An 18,904-nucleotide genomic window follows, 5' to 3' on the forward strand; every position below is an offset into this window, starting at 1 on the left:
GACGGTGACCGGCCTGGCCACCACCGCCAGGCGGGGCAGCGACGTGCTGAAGCGGGCGCTGCCCGCGAGCGCGACCGGTGTAGCCAACCGGATCGGGGCGGGCGTCACCTGGGCGGCCACGCCGGTGACCTGGGCGGCCACGGCGACCGCCACCGGAGCGGCGGCGACGTACAAGTGGACGTCGGTGGCCGTCGCGGGCGCGGCACTGAACGACCAGGGCACGCTCGCCGCCGAGGCCCGGTATGACGGGATCCGGCCGGCCCAGCTCATCTCCCGGGCACCGCAGATCCTGGAAGGCCGCTACCGCCTGGGGGCTCTGACGCTGCCCGGCATGGCGGCGGACGAGGTCATGATGGTGGAGGTCGAGGGCTATCTGTCGAACCCCCGCCACCGCGGCTCCGTGCGAATGATGTACTCCGAGCAGGGCGTCGTCATGTCGGAGACGTCGGGGCAGCGGCGCGGCGTCGGCCGCGCGCGCCAGGGCACCTTCCAGCTCACCGCCCTTCAGACGGCCGCGACCCCGCCCCGAGTGCTCGCCTTGCAGGGGAACCCGAGCGGCCGCTACACCTACTCCCGCCGCACCGACGACACCAGCGCGCTGAGCGCCACCACGGCGATCACCAGGGTCCCCAACGAGGTGGGCGACTACGAGTGGATCGACAACGACGTGACGTTGCTGCTGACGTTCCAGCGGGGCGTGCGCAACGCCTTCGGGAACGCGGTCGGCCTGGGCCGCCACGCGCCGGTGACGGTCGCCGTCGACGTGCCGCGCGGGGTGGGGTTCCTGGCCTCTCCCCGCATGCTGGCCCGCTACGCGATGTGGTTCCAGGGCGTGTCCGGCCTCACGAACATGACGCTGCCCGCGCCGAGCGTGCCGCTGCCCGCCCGGTTCGTGAGGACCCGCGAACTCGGCTTCGCGACCGTCCTGTCGGTCACCCAGCTGGACGACAGGACCAACCGCAGGGAACGCAGGGACCGGCTCCGCCAGGAGGCCATCGCCCTGGTGGAGAACGAGGCGCCGGGCGTCACCCAGCCCGGTCACGCCGCCCATCTGGCCTGGGTGCCGGCCAGGATCGCCGACCTCACCGAACCCTCGGCGCTCCGCGCCCTGCCAGGACGCGGCCCGGACGGTTTCGTGCGGCTCCACTTCCTGCACGTCGCCTACGGCGGAGCGCGACTGGTCGAGGTGACCTTCTCGGCGCAGCCCGCGATGCAGACCCCGGCCCTGCGCGGGGTACTCGGCCGCCCGGCCGGTGAGGGGCCCGGCCTGGAGCAGGTCCACACCCACGTCCCGCAGGCGAAGGCGGACTCCTCCACGGTCAGCACGACGCACCAGGCCGCGGTCAACCCCATCTTCCGCTACCCGCGCCCCGGTGTCACCGGGCGTACGGACCGCGAGGGCCCGTCCCTCGCCCTGACCAACACCCGTTCCCGCACGACACGGACCGACGCCACCGGGGAGGACCGCGACTGGCTGCGTTCGGACAGTGCCGCCGAGTTCGACGATATCGACTACGACTACACCGTGTCGGTCCGTTCCCAGCTGGTGTGGGGGCTGCCGGCGAACATCCCCGGCGGGGTCCTCCAGGCGGCGCTGCTGAACCTGTCCGACCTCGACGGCGACCTGGGCGACAGACTGCGCCAGTGGGTGCGGCGCACGCTGCGCGGCAGGCCGGTGAACTCGGCCACGGTGCCGGTCGCGACCACGTTGCGGTTCACCGGCTCCGAGGCCGCGCCGCCGCGGCAGCACGCCGCCCCCCACCTGCCGGCCCTGCTCACCCAGGACCCGCTGCACCTGTCGCCGCAGCAGGCGCGGGCCCTCGGCACACAGCCGTTCCCGCACGGCGCCCACCTGCTGCCGACCGCGCCGACCCCGGTCTACGACTACAACGCCTTCCCCCGGTTGACGCAGGCGCTGCGGGCCGTCGCACCGGATCTGGCCGCGTCCTGGGGGCTTCCCGCGAACCCCTCCTCGAGCGCGGCGGCCACCCGTCTGGGCGAACTGGTCCAGTCCGGCGAGATCAAGGTCGACGCGCCGCGCGCGGCGGCGGGCCTCACCTCGCGGATGCCCGGCAGCTGGCCCCTGGCACAGCCCGGTGCCGCCCCGTCCCTCGGCATCACGCTGCACAACCCGCGGCCCCTCACGGACGCGGGTGACGTCGCCGTGGACCGGGTACGCAAGCAGAGCCGTGCCTCCTCGACGACGTCGTCGGCCGGCAGCTCCTTCGCCCTGAACCAGCTCGGCACCTACAGCCTCGTGAGCGGCAACGTCCAACTGCTGGCCCTGCAAGTGCCCCTGGCGGCGCAACAGCCCCACACCCACTCCTCGGGGGGCAACGCCTCCGCCTTCGACTTCGGCCGCCTCAGGATCGGCAACACGACCGAGCCCGAAGACCGGCGCGGCATGCGCAGTTACGAGGCCCTGGTCGACACGGTCATCACGGTGAACGGCCCCGAGGGCACCCGGTACGTCACCGGAAGCGCCACCGTGCGGCTGTGGGAACGCGATGTGCTCGGGTTCGGTGTCACGCCCGCGCGTTCCGGCCCGCGGATCTACGACCTGCCCGCCATGCTCGCCGACAGGGACGCCGACGACCTGCGCGACTGGGCCCGGCACCCCCTCACCGAGCTGCCCGAGGTGCTCGCCGACGGGATCGACGAGCAGGACGACGCGGCGCAGCTCTGGCTGGCGCTGGGCGACGACCCGGACGGCACGCGGCTCGCCCGCGCCCTGTACACGGCCTCCCGGACCGCCGCTCTCTCCGGTAAGCCGGTCGAACTGGTGGTGCGCACCGATGAGGGCCTGCGCAACTGGCCGTTCACCGCGGACGGCACCCTCGCCGATGTCACACCGGCCACCGGCGACGTCTGGCGGCAGGTGCGGGAGGCGATCGACACGCATGGGCGTTCGGTCGCGTCCGAGGCCACGGGGCGCCACCTGGAGGCCCGGCTGCTGCGGCGGCAGCCCGGCGCCAGGCGGGCCCTGGAGACGGCCTCGGCCGCACTGGACACCGCCACCACCGCCCACCAGGCGGCCGAGCGGGCCCAGGACGACGCCATCCGGCACGGGAAGGCGGTCCAGGCCGCGCTCACCGGGGTCCGGTCCGGGATCCGGGAGGCGGAGCGGGAACGGGAGCGGGTGGAGGCGGCCGCGCGTGACGCGCAGCGCGGCTACGACGCCGCCGCGGCGCCGGAGCGGCAGGCGACCGGGCGGTGGCAGGCGGCGCAGGCCGAGGTCGAACGGCTGGAGGCGCTCATCGCCGCGTCCCCGGCGGCCGACACCGCCGCCACCGCCGCCGCCTCCCGCCATCACGAGGAACTGGCCGAGGCCAGGGAGCTCGCCTACACCGCGCACCAGGACTTGGCCGACATCGGGCGGCAGCGTCAGCAGCACCTCACGGCCGGTAACGAGGCGCGGAGGAAGGCCGAGGAGATCCGCACCGGCCTCGACGCGGCACGGGAGCGGGAACAGACCCTCGACGCGGAATTCGAACGTGCCAAGGGCGCCGCGATCCAGGCCCGGGAGGCTCGTGAGGCGGCGGCCGAGGAGCTGACCCGCAGGACCAACGTCCATGACGCGATCCGGGGCGAGCTCGATGCCATCGAGCGGCAGCTGGGCGATATCCAGCGGCGGCTGGCGGCCGTGGTGCGGCGCCATACGGACGCGTGGAACGGGCTGCCGGGTCTCGTCGCCGCGCTGGACGCGGGCCGCCGCGCGGAGGGCACGGGCGAGGGCCCGTCCCTGCTCGGCTCCCTGTCCGCGGCGCCGGCCCGGCCGCTGCGGCCCGGCCGGTTCGGACGGCTGCCTCTCCTGCCGCCCCCTCCGGCGGAAGCACCGCGGCCGTCGGCCGGCTCCGGCACCACCGTGCCGGCGCCGGGCCCCGGGCCGCGGCGGCGGACCGAGCGGCCGTCCGCCGCGGTGGCGGACCTGGCGGTGCGTCTGCCGGGGATTCCGGCGGAGCGGCGCTGGGCGGCGCTGGCGCCGCTGTCGGCGGCGGACCGTGAGGCGCTGGCGTCGGACGCGACCCTGATGGACTTCCTGCGCCGCGCTCTGCCCGCGCCCGAGTTCGCCCGCGTCGTCGCCCAGCTGACGGTGCATGTGCCGCCGGGCGTGAACCTGAACGTGTCGGCGGGTCTGGAGGCCGAGGCGCAGGTGGCGCAGATGCTCCAGGACCCCGCGGTGGCGGCGAGGATGCTCGCCCGCGAACGGGTCGTCGTCGTGCCCAAGGACATGGCCATGACCTCGCTGGAGGAGTTCGACGACCTCCGGGGAAAGCACGCGCGGGACGGCCGTCCGTACGACGAGACGCGCGGGGTCCACCACGGTGAGCGGGGCCGGACGGCGGTCACGGAGGAGAACCTCCTCGGCGAGGACAGCCCGCTCGGCGCGACCTACGCGCACGGTTATTCCTCGGGCAGGCACGAGTACGCGCATGCCATCCATCAGAATCTGAGCCCTGAAGACCAACAGCTCATCCGGGACGCGTACCACGCGAAGAAGCGGCGGGGGAGCGCGGCCGCGTGGCCGGACGGCGATCTGTACGGAAGCGACGGCAGGGGGCCCAACTACTCCTCGCGGGACGAGTACGAGTACTTCGCCCAGCTCACCAACGTCTACTTCGGGACGAACGGGGGCGTGGACGAGTACACCGGTCTGCCCCGCAACAACGGGGCGGCGTGGGTGCGGCAGCACGAGAAGACACTGTTCCCGCTGCTGCGGCGACTGTACGGAAACCCCGCGAGGACCACCGCCAACCCCAGGGAGGACGCCGAGACCTGGGCGGCCTTCCGCGCGCTCTGGGATCAGGAGGAGGGCGTGCACCGCCCCCTGCCGCACGCCCCCGCGCCCGCGGCCCCGGCCCCCCAGGGCACGTCGCCGCGGCCCGGCGGGGTGCCGGCGATCGTGGTGACGCCCCCCGAGGGGGAGGAGCCCACCGCGGACCGCGACCCCGGCGCGGAGCCCACCGGAACGGCGGCCCCGGCACCGGCTGCCGGGACGCGTGATCCCGCTCCGTGGTACCTCGCCCACGGGGCGATGGGCCAGGCCATCGTCGCCAAGTCGGTGCAGACCATCGACTTCCGGCGGGAGGAGGCGGATTTCTGGGCGGAGCAGATCAGTGCACGCCTGGACCTCCAGGGGCCCGGACCGCACACCACGCTGCGTTCGGGCATCAGGTCAGCGATCAGCGATCTGCTGCTCACCTCCAAGCCGAAGGACTGGGACGACATCCTCGCGGCCGGCCGCACGGTGGTCGTGGACGGCCGGCTGGTGTGGCTGCGGCCCGTGCTGCGCGACCTGGAGCCCCTGCCCCGGATCAAGGGGGACGTCAACGAATACCCCGTCGGCTTCGGTTCCACCACGACCGGCGGCCGGAGCGGGCACGAGACCGCCCAGGGAGTGGAGTCGACCCTGCTCAGCCTCGTCAGCCTGGGAACGAACATCATCGCGTCCGCGGCCGCCGTGCCCGCCCCCCAGCTCCACGTGGGCTCTTCCAAGTCCAGGGACAGCGGCTGGTCGCGGACCGTCGTGTCCGGGCGCAAGCCCTTCATCAACGAGCTCGTCCCCTTCAGCGCCGGTCTGCGGATGAAGGTGTTCGTCGACGGCGAGGACGCCACTCCGACCGTCTTCCACCAGGTCACGGTGGCCGACCGGATCCACGTCGGCATTCCCAGCCCCTACGTGGGCGAGGACGGGCTCCGCCCCGACTACGGCGCCCCCGAGGCCGAGCGCTCCCGGCACCACCGCGCCACACGCCCCTCCCAGGCCCGGGAACTGCTCCAGGCGGTCGACCTCACGCCCGCCATCGCCGGGCTGCACCGGAACCTGCGCGCCGCCGGGCTGCCCGCCCCGGCCGTGAGGAAGATCCTGCGGCAGGTCACGATGGACCGGGCCCAGGGTTTCCTGACCGAACCGACCGCCCGCAGCCGCTACCTCTGGTGGGCCGGCGGGGACTCCTCCAACGGAGTCGAGGTCTCCGGGTCCCTGTTCGGCACGTTCCGGGGGCATCTGCGGATCCGCCGGGAGATCGACAGCCTCCAGTACCTCGGGGACAGCAAGATCGCCACCCGCGACGACATCGGCACGGGCGACAGCACCAGTGCCGACAGCCAGGGGGGTTCGGACACGGCGTTCGGCTTCGGGTACAACACCGCCGGAGTCGGCGCGGGCAGGGACTCCTCGGCCGAGGTGAACGAGGACGCCTCCTCCCACTCCGAGGACGAGCCGTCCATCGAGCTGTCGGGCCTCCTGCCGGCCTTCGGCGTGAAATCCGGCGCGAGCCGCGGAACCGGCTATTCCCTGGACTCCTCGCGCACGAGCCACACGGTCCTCAACGACTTCGCCGAGCAGTCCCGCTACCGCGCCGGGCTGCGCCTCGAAGTGACCATGGAATCCAGTACGCACAAGATCGCCCCGGTGCAGGTCACCACCGAAGGCGAACTCAGCGTCCCGCGGCGTGAGGCCCAGCACTTCGTGCGGCGCACCGTCGGCGCGGGGTGGACCGCCGACCTGCGGCCGGCGGCCGACGGCCCGGACGCCCCGCGGCACCGTGTGGTCTCCCTTTCTCCGCCGAGGAGGGGGCTGAGGCTGCCGGAGACCGGGCCGCGGTTCCGGTTCCGGATGGCCGTGGAGCGGGTCGCGGGGCTGCTCACCCCCCACCCGCGGGAACCGCTCGCACTGGCCTCCCGCCGGGGCCTCGGCTTCGGCGTGCCGATCGCCCTGCCGGGCGCGGAAACCCTCCAGCCGGACCTGCGGGACGCCATCGAGCGGCTGCACGTCCTGGACGTCGGTGCCAAGGCGGCGAAGAAGAGCGACTGGGCCCAGGCCGACCGGGACCTGGCGGCCTTCTACGGGCGGCCGGCCCTCGAAGGGGACCCGGCCTCGGCGCTCCTCGGCATCCACCGCACCATCCAGGTCGGCGGACGCCGCTACAAGGTCTCCGCGAAGGCGAGGTGGGGCCACCGGATCGACGGACCCAGCCCGCTGGCCGATCCGGTCACCGAGGGCGGCCCGGAGGGTGACTTCGCCATGAAGGTCAACACCCGGGCCGCCACCGGGGCCACGACAGCCGGCGTCCGCGGCACGGGCTGGAGGGTGAGTTTCACCGCCGGCGGCGGCGCCCGTCTGGCCATCCCCGAGTACGAGTTCTCGCTCGGCAAACTCCACTTCACCACTCCGCCCGTACGCATGCAGTTCGGTGCCGTGCGAGGGGTCATCAGCAGGTCCAGGAAGAAGAGCGACAAGTACGGCGGCGCCGCGGGCGGCTACCGCCGGACCGAGACCGCTCAGCGTGTCGACGAGCACCGCTACCAGATGTCCCTGTACTGGACGGTCACACCCGAGGCGAAGAAGAGCCGGTGGAAGCCGGGCTGGCTGAGCAGGCGCCGGTTCATGAACGGGCGCAACCCCTTCGTCGCCCGCGTGGTCGTCCCCCAGGAGCACGCCCCCGCCACCCCGGTCACACCGGAGCAGGCACGGGCGGCCGGTCACACCGTCGTGGGGACGGCGCCGACCGAGACCGGCCGGCGGCTGGACTTCTCCGGCGGAGCCCAGGGGGTCTACCCCGTCTTCCACCTCATGCCCGAGCTGGCCGGGCTCGGCGCCCGGATGTACGCCGAGCGGCTGTACGCCGGGGAACGGAACCAGGACACGCGGCAGAGGCTGATCGACGCCTGGCTCGGCGACCCCGCCGAGTGGCCGCAGGAGATCCGCGACCTGGCCCACCCCACGGCTCTCGCCTCCCACTTCGGCGAGGAGGTCGGCCAGGGCGGATACGAGAAGGAACTGGCGAAGGACGGCAAGTACAAGCAGGCGCTGCGCCTGCGGATTCTCGTGGACAACGTGAACGACCTCGGGGCCCGCCCGGACACGGAGGTCGAGCACTACCTCAAGGGCAACGCCGTGTACGAATCCGAGCAGGAGGGTGAATGGGGCCTGGGCGTGACCGGCACCGTCGGCCCTCAGCTGCGGTTCGGCTCCGACGCGAGCAGCGGTGACCACTCCTCCGGCCCCGGCGGCAGGCTGGCCGTCATCGGCAGCGCCTCGGCCACCAGGAACCGGGGCAAGGGGACGTCCGAGAGCGCCGGCCGGATCGACATCACCCGGGCCACCTACGGCGGATCCGTGCACACGCTGCGCACCGACCCGGTCTTCGAACTGACCTACGTCCGCTGGCACGGTGACGAGCTCACCGAGACGACCCGGTATCTGCGCGCCACCGAGGCCCTCGATCTGCTCGTCCCCGAGCGGCGGATGTCCGACATCCTTCCCCCCGCGACCGAGACGGCCACGGATACAGCCGCCGAGACGACCGGCGAGACGGCTGCCGATACGGCCACCGAGACGACCCGGACCTATCTCGACAGCGGCCTGCTCTCCGGAACGGCGCACCCCGAGCTCCTGCGCGTCGACGTCCTGAAGACCATCAACGACCGGCTGCGCGCCAAGGGGATCATCCGCACCGAGAGCGACGAGGCCACGGCACCCCGCCCCAACCTCCTCCAGCGGTCCCTGAAGGCGGCCTTCGCCTCGGAGGCCTTGCAGAGCGAGTGGTACGCCCTGACCAACGAGGGCGTGCTGCGCTGGTTCCCGGTGCCCGGTCCGTGGGGGACCACCCGCTACCTGTGGGTGAACGTCACGGCCACCGAGCTCGACCGCCCCCATCAGCAGCGTCCGCGCGACGAGATCAAGCTCACGCTGCGGGGCGAGGCGGTTGAGGAGGAGTCCGAGAGCAGCGACTCCGGCTGGGAGTTCGACGCCGGTGTCGATGTCCGCGCCCGTGCCGGAAACGAGAAGGGGCACGGCGGCGTCGAGGCCGAAGCCGAGTACTCCGCCTCCCGGGGCACGAAGAAGGAGGACGCCGAGAAGAAGGTCGGAATCTACCGGGCCAACACCCAGGACCCCTCCGAGGAGTTCGAACACGGCGTCACCTTCCGCGTCGAGATGGGGACGACCACCGAACTGCCGGAAGTCCTCACCACCCCCGCCCGTGGTGCGCTGTCCCTGGCGCGCCTGGTCTCCCGGGCCGACGGTCCCCAGGGCAGCCCGTCCCTCTTCACCTGGCACGACCCCGGCGACGGTCCGGACCAGCTCGTGGCCGGCGACGTGCGGCTGCTCGTCCCCCGCCACCTCACCGCCCCGGCCGACCGGCCGCAGCAGTGGCCCCTCGACCTCACCGCACCACGCGAGACGCAGGTCACCTGGCACTCGGACCCCTCACCGGCCCCGCCCGCGCTGCCCGACGCGTTCCTCGGCAACCTCCACCCGTGGACGGTGCCCGCCGCCGCGTCGATCGGGCGCTGGGCCAAGCTGACCGCCGTACGCCACCGCACCGCCCCCGCCCCCGAGGTGGGCGAGCCGCCGCAGATCTCCGGCCTGGACCGCACCACCACCGCGGGCGTGCGCTACCACCACCGCACCAGCGGCAACGTGATGCGCCCCCGCGTCCAGCAGCTGCTGAGGCACGCCTACGGGGTCCCGCTCGGCGGCCGGTCCGCCCTCGTGGGCCTGGAACTGGACGGCGCCGAGATCCTCGGCCCCCCGGAGGGCGTACTGCTCAAGCAGCGCCGGTACCACCAGGCCGACGAGGAACCCAGCTACGAGGCACACCGTGACAGCGGCTGGCGGATCGCGGCCGGTCCCGAGGCCGGCGGTCCGCTGGACGATCAGAAAATGCTGGAACGCCTGCCGATCGACATCATGAACTGGGAGGACAGCGAGAGCCGAAGCGCCGCGCTGGGCGATACCGACGAACGCAACGCGGAAGGCAAGCGGCCCTACCGGGCCTACCGCTTCGATGTGACCGCGGTCGTCGACGGGCCGCACGGCACCGTACGGATCAAGGTGCCGGGCGGTCTCTACGGCGGGCTGCCGGTGGACAAGAACACCGGCAAGCTGGCCGACGGTCTGGAGGACGACCCCACGCTGGGCCCCCTCCTCCGCCCGTCCCCTCCGCCGCCTCCCGGTCCCGAGACCCCTCCCGGTCCCGAGACCCCTCCGTCCCCTCCCGGTCCTCCGTTCCCGCCCGGTTCTCCGGCTCCTCCGGCATCGCCGGCCACCGAGACGCCCGGTGGGCGGGGCGTGGACTCCCGTACGGACACCACGTCGCCGTCGACGGTGCCCGGCCCGGTGTCGGCCCGCGGGCCCCTGCCGGTGCTGAGCCGCGAGAAGTTACGGCTGCTGGTGGATGGTGTGGCGGAGCGGGCGCCGTCCGAGGAGGCGACGGTGGAGCGGTGCCTTGAGCTGCTGCACACGCTGCGGGACGAGCTGTATCCGCAGAGGGTGGCCCCCGCGGTGGCGCTGGACGACTCGGCGGTGGGCGTCAGGTCGGCGGCGTCCTCGCTCGCGGCCGGGCCCGGGTGGCGTGGGGTGCGCTCGTGGGATGTGGTGGCGGACGCGGTGGCCGCGACCGGGCCGGGGTCCGTGGCGTTCGTGCTGGCGAGGCGTCAGGGCGGTGCGCTGGGCCATGCGTGGGCGGCGTACCACCTCGGCGGCGACGACGGTGTGGTGTGGGTGGACGTGCTGGCCGGTGAGGGCCGTCGGGTGTCGGCTCGCCCGCCGCGGGTCGCGCCGTCCGACGCCCGCGCGGTGGTGATCGACCCCGCCGGGCGGGTCGCGGAGCGCGCGCTGCCGCCGTTCGCGCACTCGTCCTCCACGGCGCACGCGGCACCCGACGCGGCGATCGAGGACCGTTACGGTGCCGTCGGCCTGGAGGCCGAGGAACGCCGGGACATCTTCGTCAGTGGGGTGGCCCGCAGGGGGGCGCATGTGCTGGCCCACGGCCCCGGGCTCAAGCTCGTCACGGAGGCCCACATCTTCTGGGAGACGGCCGACGGGCTGCTCCACATCCGGCGGCCGCAGGTGGCACCGGGGGCGGAGCAACCCGTCCGGAAGAGGTACGTCATCGGGGAGTTCGTCGTCGAGCCGATGGCCGCCCTCCCGGGAGAGCGCCGGCAGTCCCGGCAGCAGGCGATGGCCCAGCTGGGGCGGGCGCGTGCCGCCGCGCGGATCGCGGACGACCGGCAGGTCCCGGTCCCGCTCTCCGAGGTGCTGCTGCCCCTCGGCGGCTGGACGCTCACCGACGTGGGCAAGGAGGCGCTGGTCAACCCGGCTCCCGAGGGCTTCGACTGGGCCTCCTACACCCAGCTCACCGTGGGATACCCCGTCCTCGGCCTCAGGGATCTCCAGGACCTCGCCTTCGAGTGGCTGAGCGATCCGTCGGTCGCCCGCCTGACGGCCGCAGGGCGCGTCTTCGGGCAGACGGCCACCACCGCGTTTGTGAACCGGGTCCTCGGCCACGGCGTGGTGGAAGACCACTTCGTTCCGTTCCTCGCGGCCATTCCGGACATCGACGAGGTCTGGGGCTACGGATGGCAGGGCTTCCAGAGCGTCGCGGCCTGGCCGCTCTTCGCCGTCTTCAACAAGGCCAGGCGCGAGGGCGATGACCCGTTCATCCCCAAGAATTTCCTGCCGACGGCCTCGCGGCACGCTCCGGACCGCGTTCGGCGGGCGCTGCGGCCGCGCACGCGGACGTTCCTCGAAAAGCGCCATGACGAACTGTCGGATGATGTCGCCCGGCAACTTCTCATGGTGATGGAGCGCTATCTGCGGCGCATCACCCCGGGCGAGCGCGTGACCCCGAGGTTCTTCGACATCTCCGCCATCGGCGGTGTGCCGACGCCTCGCGAGGTGTGGACGGCCATCCTCACCGGGCGCACGTCCCGGGGCACCACCGTCAGCCAGTGGGACGCGACCCGCATGAGCGACGCCGACTATCCGACCCTGGACACCGACGACGGCCGGCTGGCGGTCGCGGTGGCCCTGGAGGAGCTGCGGCACTTCGGTTACACGGGCCAGTACATGACCCCCGAGGAGATGTCGCGGGCCGTCGAGGAACTGTCGGCGCGCAGCCGGGCCGCCTACGAGCGGGCGGTGAGGTTCCGGGCGCCACTGCCCGAGGACGTCCTGCGCGAGTCCGTTCTGCGCATCGTGAACAACCCGGTGGTGCGGGATGTCGCGGGGTTCCTCGTGGTGGCCGCGATGACGGGCATACTGCAGGTCGGCGCCTCCACCAGGACGCTGATGACCGTGTCGGACAGCACGGACATCGCGCTCGCGCTGGGCGATTACGCCCTGGGGACCCCGTTGCCCTGGGACCACCCCGCGCTGCGGCGTCTGCGGGACGCCGTCGCGGAGGCGTTCGACCTGCTGCCCCAGGTGCCCCCGGGCGGGCAGCAGCGGGCCCGGACCATCTTCGAGGCGGCGCGTAACGCCCTCGGCGTCCTGCACGACCCCGCGCGGACGCCGCCGATCATGCACTGGGCGTCGGAGCTGGTGGCGCTGGACGGGACCCGTGTCCAGCTGGACCGGATATCGGTGGTCAAGCACCGGGGTCCGGACGGCAAGCCGGTGGGTGTCTCCTCGCGTCCGGCCGGGGACTGGGACGGGCGGCAGAACACCTATGGTCTGGTGTCCGGTACGGGGCAGTTCACCTGGGTGCGGCCGGGGCCGGTGACGGCCGAGAGCGCGCCGCTGCCGTTGCCGTTCAACGCGGCGTATCTGGTGGGTCTGCGCGGGGACGGCCGGGCTGCCTCCCTGGCGTTGTCCGATGGTGGTGGCGCGGTCTTCGACTACGAACGGATCGTGGACTTCCTGTTCGCCGTGGACGGCGATCTGACGGCGCTGCCTCCGCAGTCGCCGGTGCTGGTGGCCGGGGCGGACCTGGCGGGCCCGCCGTCGCATGACCCGTTGGAGCGTCCCCTCGCCGGTCAGGTACTCGCAGGCGGTGACGGTCTGGACCGGTGGGTGTGGACGACCGCGAGCGGGCGGGAGCCGGTTCTGGTTCCGGCTGCCGGGGATGTGCCGTCGCGGTTCCAGCTCGCCGAGGGGGACTGGTGGGTGGGTTTCCGGCCCGAGCCGAGTACGGCCGAACTGGGCCGGATGGCCGAGGAGCTGACCGGCGACCGGGGCCGCGCCCCGGATGTGCTGCGGTGGGTGCGGGCGATCCGGCTGGTCTACGGGCCGATGCTGGAGAACGACCTGGCGGCGTTCGGGGCGCTGCTCAGGGGGTTCTGGGCCCTGGAGCTGACCAGGGCGGGCGGGCCCCCGCTGACCTGGAGCGATCTGCGATCCTCGATCAGCTCGTACTTCACCGCCAACGCCCGGCCCGAGCCTCCGCTGCCCATGGCCCTGCCGTTCCTGCTGGTCTCGGCGGCGGGCTCGGTCGGGATGGATCTGGAGTTGTCCCGGTTCCCCCTGACCCCCCGCCACCACGCCCCGCGCGCCTGGGCCCCGGGCGGCGGCTACTCGGCGCAGCCGGAGGAGACGGCCCTCTTCCCGCCGCCGCAGGGGCCCTCCGCGCCACCGCTCACGGTGAAGGCGCCTCCGCCTCCGCCCGTGTCGGGGAGCTTCACCGGTCCGAACGACCCCCTTCTGTCGTCGCGGACGGTGCTGACGGGCCCGTCCGGCACGCCGCAGGGTCGCAACTTCACGGGGAAGCCCGTGAGCCGGCTGCTGCCCGGGAAGGTGCGGTTGATCGAGACCCGGCCCGGCGCCTCCCCGGTGGTGGTGTCGGAGGAGGACGCGCCGTGGCCGGATTCGGCGTATGTCATCTGGGCCGAGGGCGAGAACGGGCGGATGTATCTTCCCGACGGCCGGGTGCTGGACAAGCGGGGGCTGGCCGATGTGCTGGCGGCCGATCCGGAGCTGGCGGCGCTGCCCGCGGACGTGCCGGTGGTGCTGGTCCTGTCGGAGGCGGGGGACCAGTACCTGGAGATGCTGGAGGAGGTGGAGGACCGGCTGCGGCGGAAGGTGTGGGGACCCAGCGGTGCGGCCCGGCTGGAGCCCGACGCGGCGGCGGGCGGGCACCGCCCCGTCATCGTCGACCGCGACCCGGATCTGCCGCACGGCGGCTGGGTGCCGTTCGACGCGCCCGCCGTACGGGGGCCGTACGAGGATCGTGAGTGGACGGCGCTGGACGGGACGACGTTCCGGGTCAGCGATGTGTACACCCGGCCGCTGCTCTCCGATGATCACGTGCACTTCGGCCGGATCTCCGTGCCGGAAGACCTGCGGCGACGTGAGCGCCTGTTCCGGACGTACCGCCGGATGCGGCGGATGGCGCACGTCGCACCGGCCGGTGGCGTCGAACGGACGGTCAGTACCGAAGAGATCACTCCGGACCCGGCGTGTTACGTCTACGCGGGCCACGGGACGCCGGGCGGGCTCGAACTGGTCCTCCGCAATGGCCGGACGGTATGGCTGGGCAAGCAGGACGCCGGTCGTTACATCGGCGGGCTGCCGGAGGTGCGCCGGCTGCCCAAGGGGCACCGTATAGGCCTGGAGGTCTGCTGGAGCGGGACGGACGGCGACCCGAAGCAGCCTGTCTCCGTGCTCCAGCCGGCTCCGCACGTCGACGATCCGCTGGAGGACGTGCCGCTCTTCCAGTACGCCGCCAACGAAAGCCGGCGTGACACGGATGCGCCCACCAGGCCCACTGGCCTGAACCCCCGGAACCGTGTCCTGTCCGAGGCACCCGGCGGTACCGTCACCCGCCGGGTCACCGCCCGCCCCGAGCCGTTGGTCCACGAACTGGACGCTCTGGCGCGGGACGCGGAGTTGCACACCGGCCCGGGGCCCGTGTCACCGGAGACCCGCGCGACCACACTGCGGTTGGTGCGGGCGCTGCGGAAGGTGTTCGGCAACGGCATCGAGGACGACCGGGCCCAGTACCTCAGGGTGTGGCGGGGGATCGGCGCGCTGGAGCGGATGCGCGCGAACGACCCGGAGATCAACCAGCTCACGCCGGTCCGGTTGGACATGCTGGACTTCCTCACCAGGCACCACAGCGGCAGGGCTCCGGACGAGGCCGGATATCTGGCGCTGCTCGACTTCGCCCGGGGCCGGATCGCGGCCGATGCCGGCGCCCGGCTCACCACCGAGGTGCCCGCGCCCGTCCTCCGGCTCGCCCTCGAAAGACTCGCGCCCCGAGGGGACAGCCTGGTGCGCCACATCCGGGGTCTCGCCCCCAACGCACCGGTGACCTCCAAGCAGCGCGCGTCCGCCCTGTGGGCGGTGGCCGCTGCCGGCACCATGCTGCTGGACGAGACATCCGCGACGGACCGCGAAGCACTGGGCCGCAGAGTGCTCCATCTGACCCCCATGGACACCTGGGACGCGTCGTGGCAGGAATTCCTGTGGGCGCTCATGGCCAAGGGCATCGCCCGGGGCATGAACGTCCGCAACCACGATCTGCTGGCCGCCTACGACCTCGTGGAGGCCGGGGCCTTCGGCCCGGCCACGCTGCTGAAGCAGGGGCAGCACGTCCAAGGCCTCAACCTCGCCGGGCTGGCGGCGCCCATGGGCGTCAACAGCGGGGACGTCCGCCACCTCGTCATGGGCCCGAACGGGCCCAACGCCCATCCGGTGAACCCCACCTGGGCCGGCAAGGGGAAGCCCACGCCACTGCTGTACGTGATCCACGCGGATCACGCGGGGAGGATGGGCGTGCGCGTGCCCGGTCGCGCCCCCGTCCTCGTACCCGAGGCGGAACTCCTGGAGCTGCTGGCCCTCGACCCGAGGTGGTACGGCATCCCGCTGACCACCCCCGCCCTGTTCCTGACCACCGGCCCCGGCAGCCCGGGAGGCCTGGCACGGCGGTTCTACGACCGCACCGGACGGCCCGCCTTCAGCTACGGCGCGCCCATGAGACTGGCCGCACCGGCCCCGACCGCCCCGCTCAGCATCATCGCCCTGCCGGACCCCGCCACCCAGGCCCCGGCCGCATGGACCTTCGCCGGCCCGCCGGCGAGTGCCCAGGCCGGGCAGTCCACCGCGCCCCCGGGCTCCACGGTCACCTTCGCGGCCACAGCCCCGGCGCAGCCGTCGGACACCGCCGCCCCGCCCACGACGGACCACACGGCGCCCGACCCCCTGCTGTCACCGGCCACCCTGCTGCGCGACGCCTCCGGAGCGGTGCGCGGGCGCAACCTGACCGGTGAGCGCGTCGACCGGGTGCGGGTCGACCGGATGGTGTCGTACCGGGTCAGGGCGGGACAGCCGGATGAGCGGGTGTCGGACGATCCCGCGCCCTGGGGCGGCGAAGCGTACGTGGTGGGGGGTGAGCCGACCGCGGACGGTGTGCGGACGCGTGACGGGCGGGAGCTGAGCTACGAGGAGTTCGCGGAGGAACTGGGAAGCGACCCGGAGCTGGCGAAGCTGCCCAGGAACACACCGGTGGTGCTGGCGATTCCGTACGCGGCCCGCCGCAGGTACATGGCGTTGCAGCGCGCGGTGGCCACCCATCTGGGGCGGCGGGTGTGGGCGCCCAGCGGCGACGGACGCCTGCGGTACGACGACCGGCTGGACGCGCACGTTCTCGCCCTGACCGATCCCGGCCCCGACCGGCCGCTGGGTGCCTGGGCGCCGTTCGATCCGCCGAGGGAGAACGTCCCGTACACCGACCGCGTGTGGACGGCGCTGGACGGTACCAGGTTCCGCGACAGCGACGTGGACACCATGCCGATGGTGGACGAGAACCACGAGCGCTTCGGTCTGGAGTCGCACCGGGACGACGAGCCCGGGCGGCGCACCGCCGAGCAGCGGTACCGGTTGTTCCGCTCCGCCCGCCGGCTCAAGCACCTCGTGCCGCTGGCCGATGGCTTCGCCGAGACCGGGTCGGAGGAGCTGCCCCCGAACGCGGCGGTCCACACGATCGTCGCCCACGGCAAACCGGGCCGGGTGGGGCTCAGCGTGCGCGGCCGCACGGTCTGGTTGAGCACGCGCGACGCGGGTCGCTACTTCGGCGGGCTGCAAGAGGTGGCCGAACTGCCCCCGGGCCACGTGCTGGACGTCGTGGTGTGCTGGGGAGAGTCCGAAGGGGACCCCTCACGCCCCCACCCCTCGACCGCGCCGGCCCCCTTCGTCGAGGACCCGCTGGAGGACGTGCCGCTCGGCCAGCACGTCGCCAACGAGAGCCGGCACGATGCGAGCACCTACACCCGGCAGACCGGTGCGGACGCCGATGGCAGGGTGGTGTTCGACAGCCCCGGTGGCGAGGTCGCCAGGAGGGTGACCCACCGGCCGGAGCCGTTGGTCCACGAACTGGACGCTCTGGCGCGGGACGCGGAGTTGCACACCGGCCCGGGGCCCGTGTCACCGGAGACCCGCGCGACCACGCTGCGGCTGGTGCGGGCACTGCGGAAGATGCTCGGCAAGGGCATCGAGGACGACCGGGCGAAGTACCTCACGGCGTTGCAGGGGATCGGCGCGCTGGAGCGGATGCGCGCGAACGACCCCGAGCTGAGCGGGCTGACGCCCTTCCGCCTGGGCCTGTGGACGTTCCTCGCCCGCCGGGCCGGCGGGTTCGCCCCGAGCCGGGCCGACTATCTGGCCGTGCTCGACGACGCCCGCGCCCGGCTGGCCGACCGGCCGGACGCCCGGCTCACCCCGGACCCCGACCCCGCCCTGGTGTACTCCCTCGACCGGATGGCGAAGGATGGTGACGCGCACGTACGGGCCGTGCTGAAACTGGACGACTCCACGCCGGTGGGTCCCCGGCAGGTCGCGCGGGCCCTGTGGGCGGGCGTCGCCGCGTCCCAGCGCCTCGCCCTGCCGCCGCCGAAGGCGGAGGAGCTGGGCCGCAAGGTGCTCCACCTGGCGCCCGGCACCCCGTGGGAGGCGCCGAACGTCCAGGAGCTGTGGCGGGTGACGGCCAGGGCCGCCGCCCGCGGCGCGCGGGTGTCGGACGCCGATGTGCTGGCCGCGTACCACCTGGAGGAGAACGGCGCGTTCGACGACTCCATCCTGCTGAAGAACACGGCGCCCGACGCGGGCGGCGAGACCCTGCGGGGCGTCAACTGGAGTGGCAGGCCGGCACCGAACGGCATCACCTGGGAGAGCGTGGACGAGGTCGCCGCCGAGTCCGGCGGAACGACCAGGCCGTACCAGCCCATGTGGCGGGCGCAGCAGACGGACATGCCCATCCTGCTGGTCACCGATACGGACCAGGCCGGGGGCATGGTGCTGCACCTGCCCGGACTCGGCCCCGTACCGGTGTCCGAGGGGGAGTTCCTCGCCCTGACGGACCTCATGACGAGGTTCCACGCGATCCCCGTGAAGACCCCGGCCGTCTTCCTCACCACCGGTCCCGGAGGGGGGCGGCAGCGCCCGGTGTCCCAGGCGTACTCCCACCGCACCGGGCGGTTCGCCTACAGCTATACGGCGCCCCTCGACGTGGTCGGGACCGATACGTCGGAACGCTTGCGCATCGCGGCGCACCGGAGGGACGGCGACGGGAAACGGGGCAAGTGGGTCCAGACCCGCTGGAAGAAGCAGGACAAAGCGGCCGGACAGCAGGACGCGCCGGCGACCGGCCGGACCTCCTCCGCGCCGGCCGGCGCTCCCACGGTCGAGGCCCCGGGCGATGTCGCCGCGCGGCCGGAGCCACCGCGCCACTCACTCTCCACGCGGGCGGAGTTCGGCATCGAGCTGGAACTCGGCGCCACGGTGCCGCTGTCGCAGGAACCCGCCGGCACCGGGCCCCGGGCGGAGGCGGTCGAGGAGGCCGGCAGGCTCGAAGCGCGCTGGACGTCGCTGAACTCGTTGGTCCCGGCCGTCAAGCGGGCCGCCACAGCGTCCACCCCCGGCGCCAGGCGCACGCTGGCGCGCGCTCTCGACAGCCTGCAAAGGGAGATCGACGACCTCCTCACGAGCGACAACTCCCACCTGCCGGAGTCCGTGGCCCGCCTGCGCGCCGTGTCCGAGAGCCTGTCGCTGCTGCGGCGGGCCTGGTCGGGGGTCGGCGACGTGTCCGCGGCCTTCCCGGAGCTGGAAGCGGCGATGGCGGAGTTCGAGGCGGCACTCTGGGAGGACGGGAACCGGCTGGGAGGGATGTGACCAGACGGAGCC

Annotated in this window: 1 protein-coding gene (cut by a window edge); it reads left to right on the forward strand. The window is 73.4% G+C overall.

Annotation, left to right across the window (positions count from 1 at the left end; translation table 11 throughout):
• Positions 1–18,892: the 3' end of a lonely Cys domain-containing protein gene (locus tag ABZ562_RS05010; RefSeq protein ID WP_361474166.1), read on the forward strand. 76,787 nt of this gene lie to the left of the window's left edge; the window shows 18,892 of its 95,679 coding nt (coding positions 76,788–95,679); its start codon lies beyond the left edge, outside the window; its stop codon occupies positions 18,890–18,892.
• Positions 18,893–18,904 lie beyond the last annotated feature (12 nt).

The organism is Streptomyces sp. NPDC019937, assembly GCF_040631655.1.
In the GTDB taxonomy this organism is placed as follows: Bacteria; Actinomycetota; Actinomycetes; order Streptomycetales; family Streptomycetaceae; genus Streptomyces.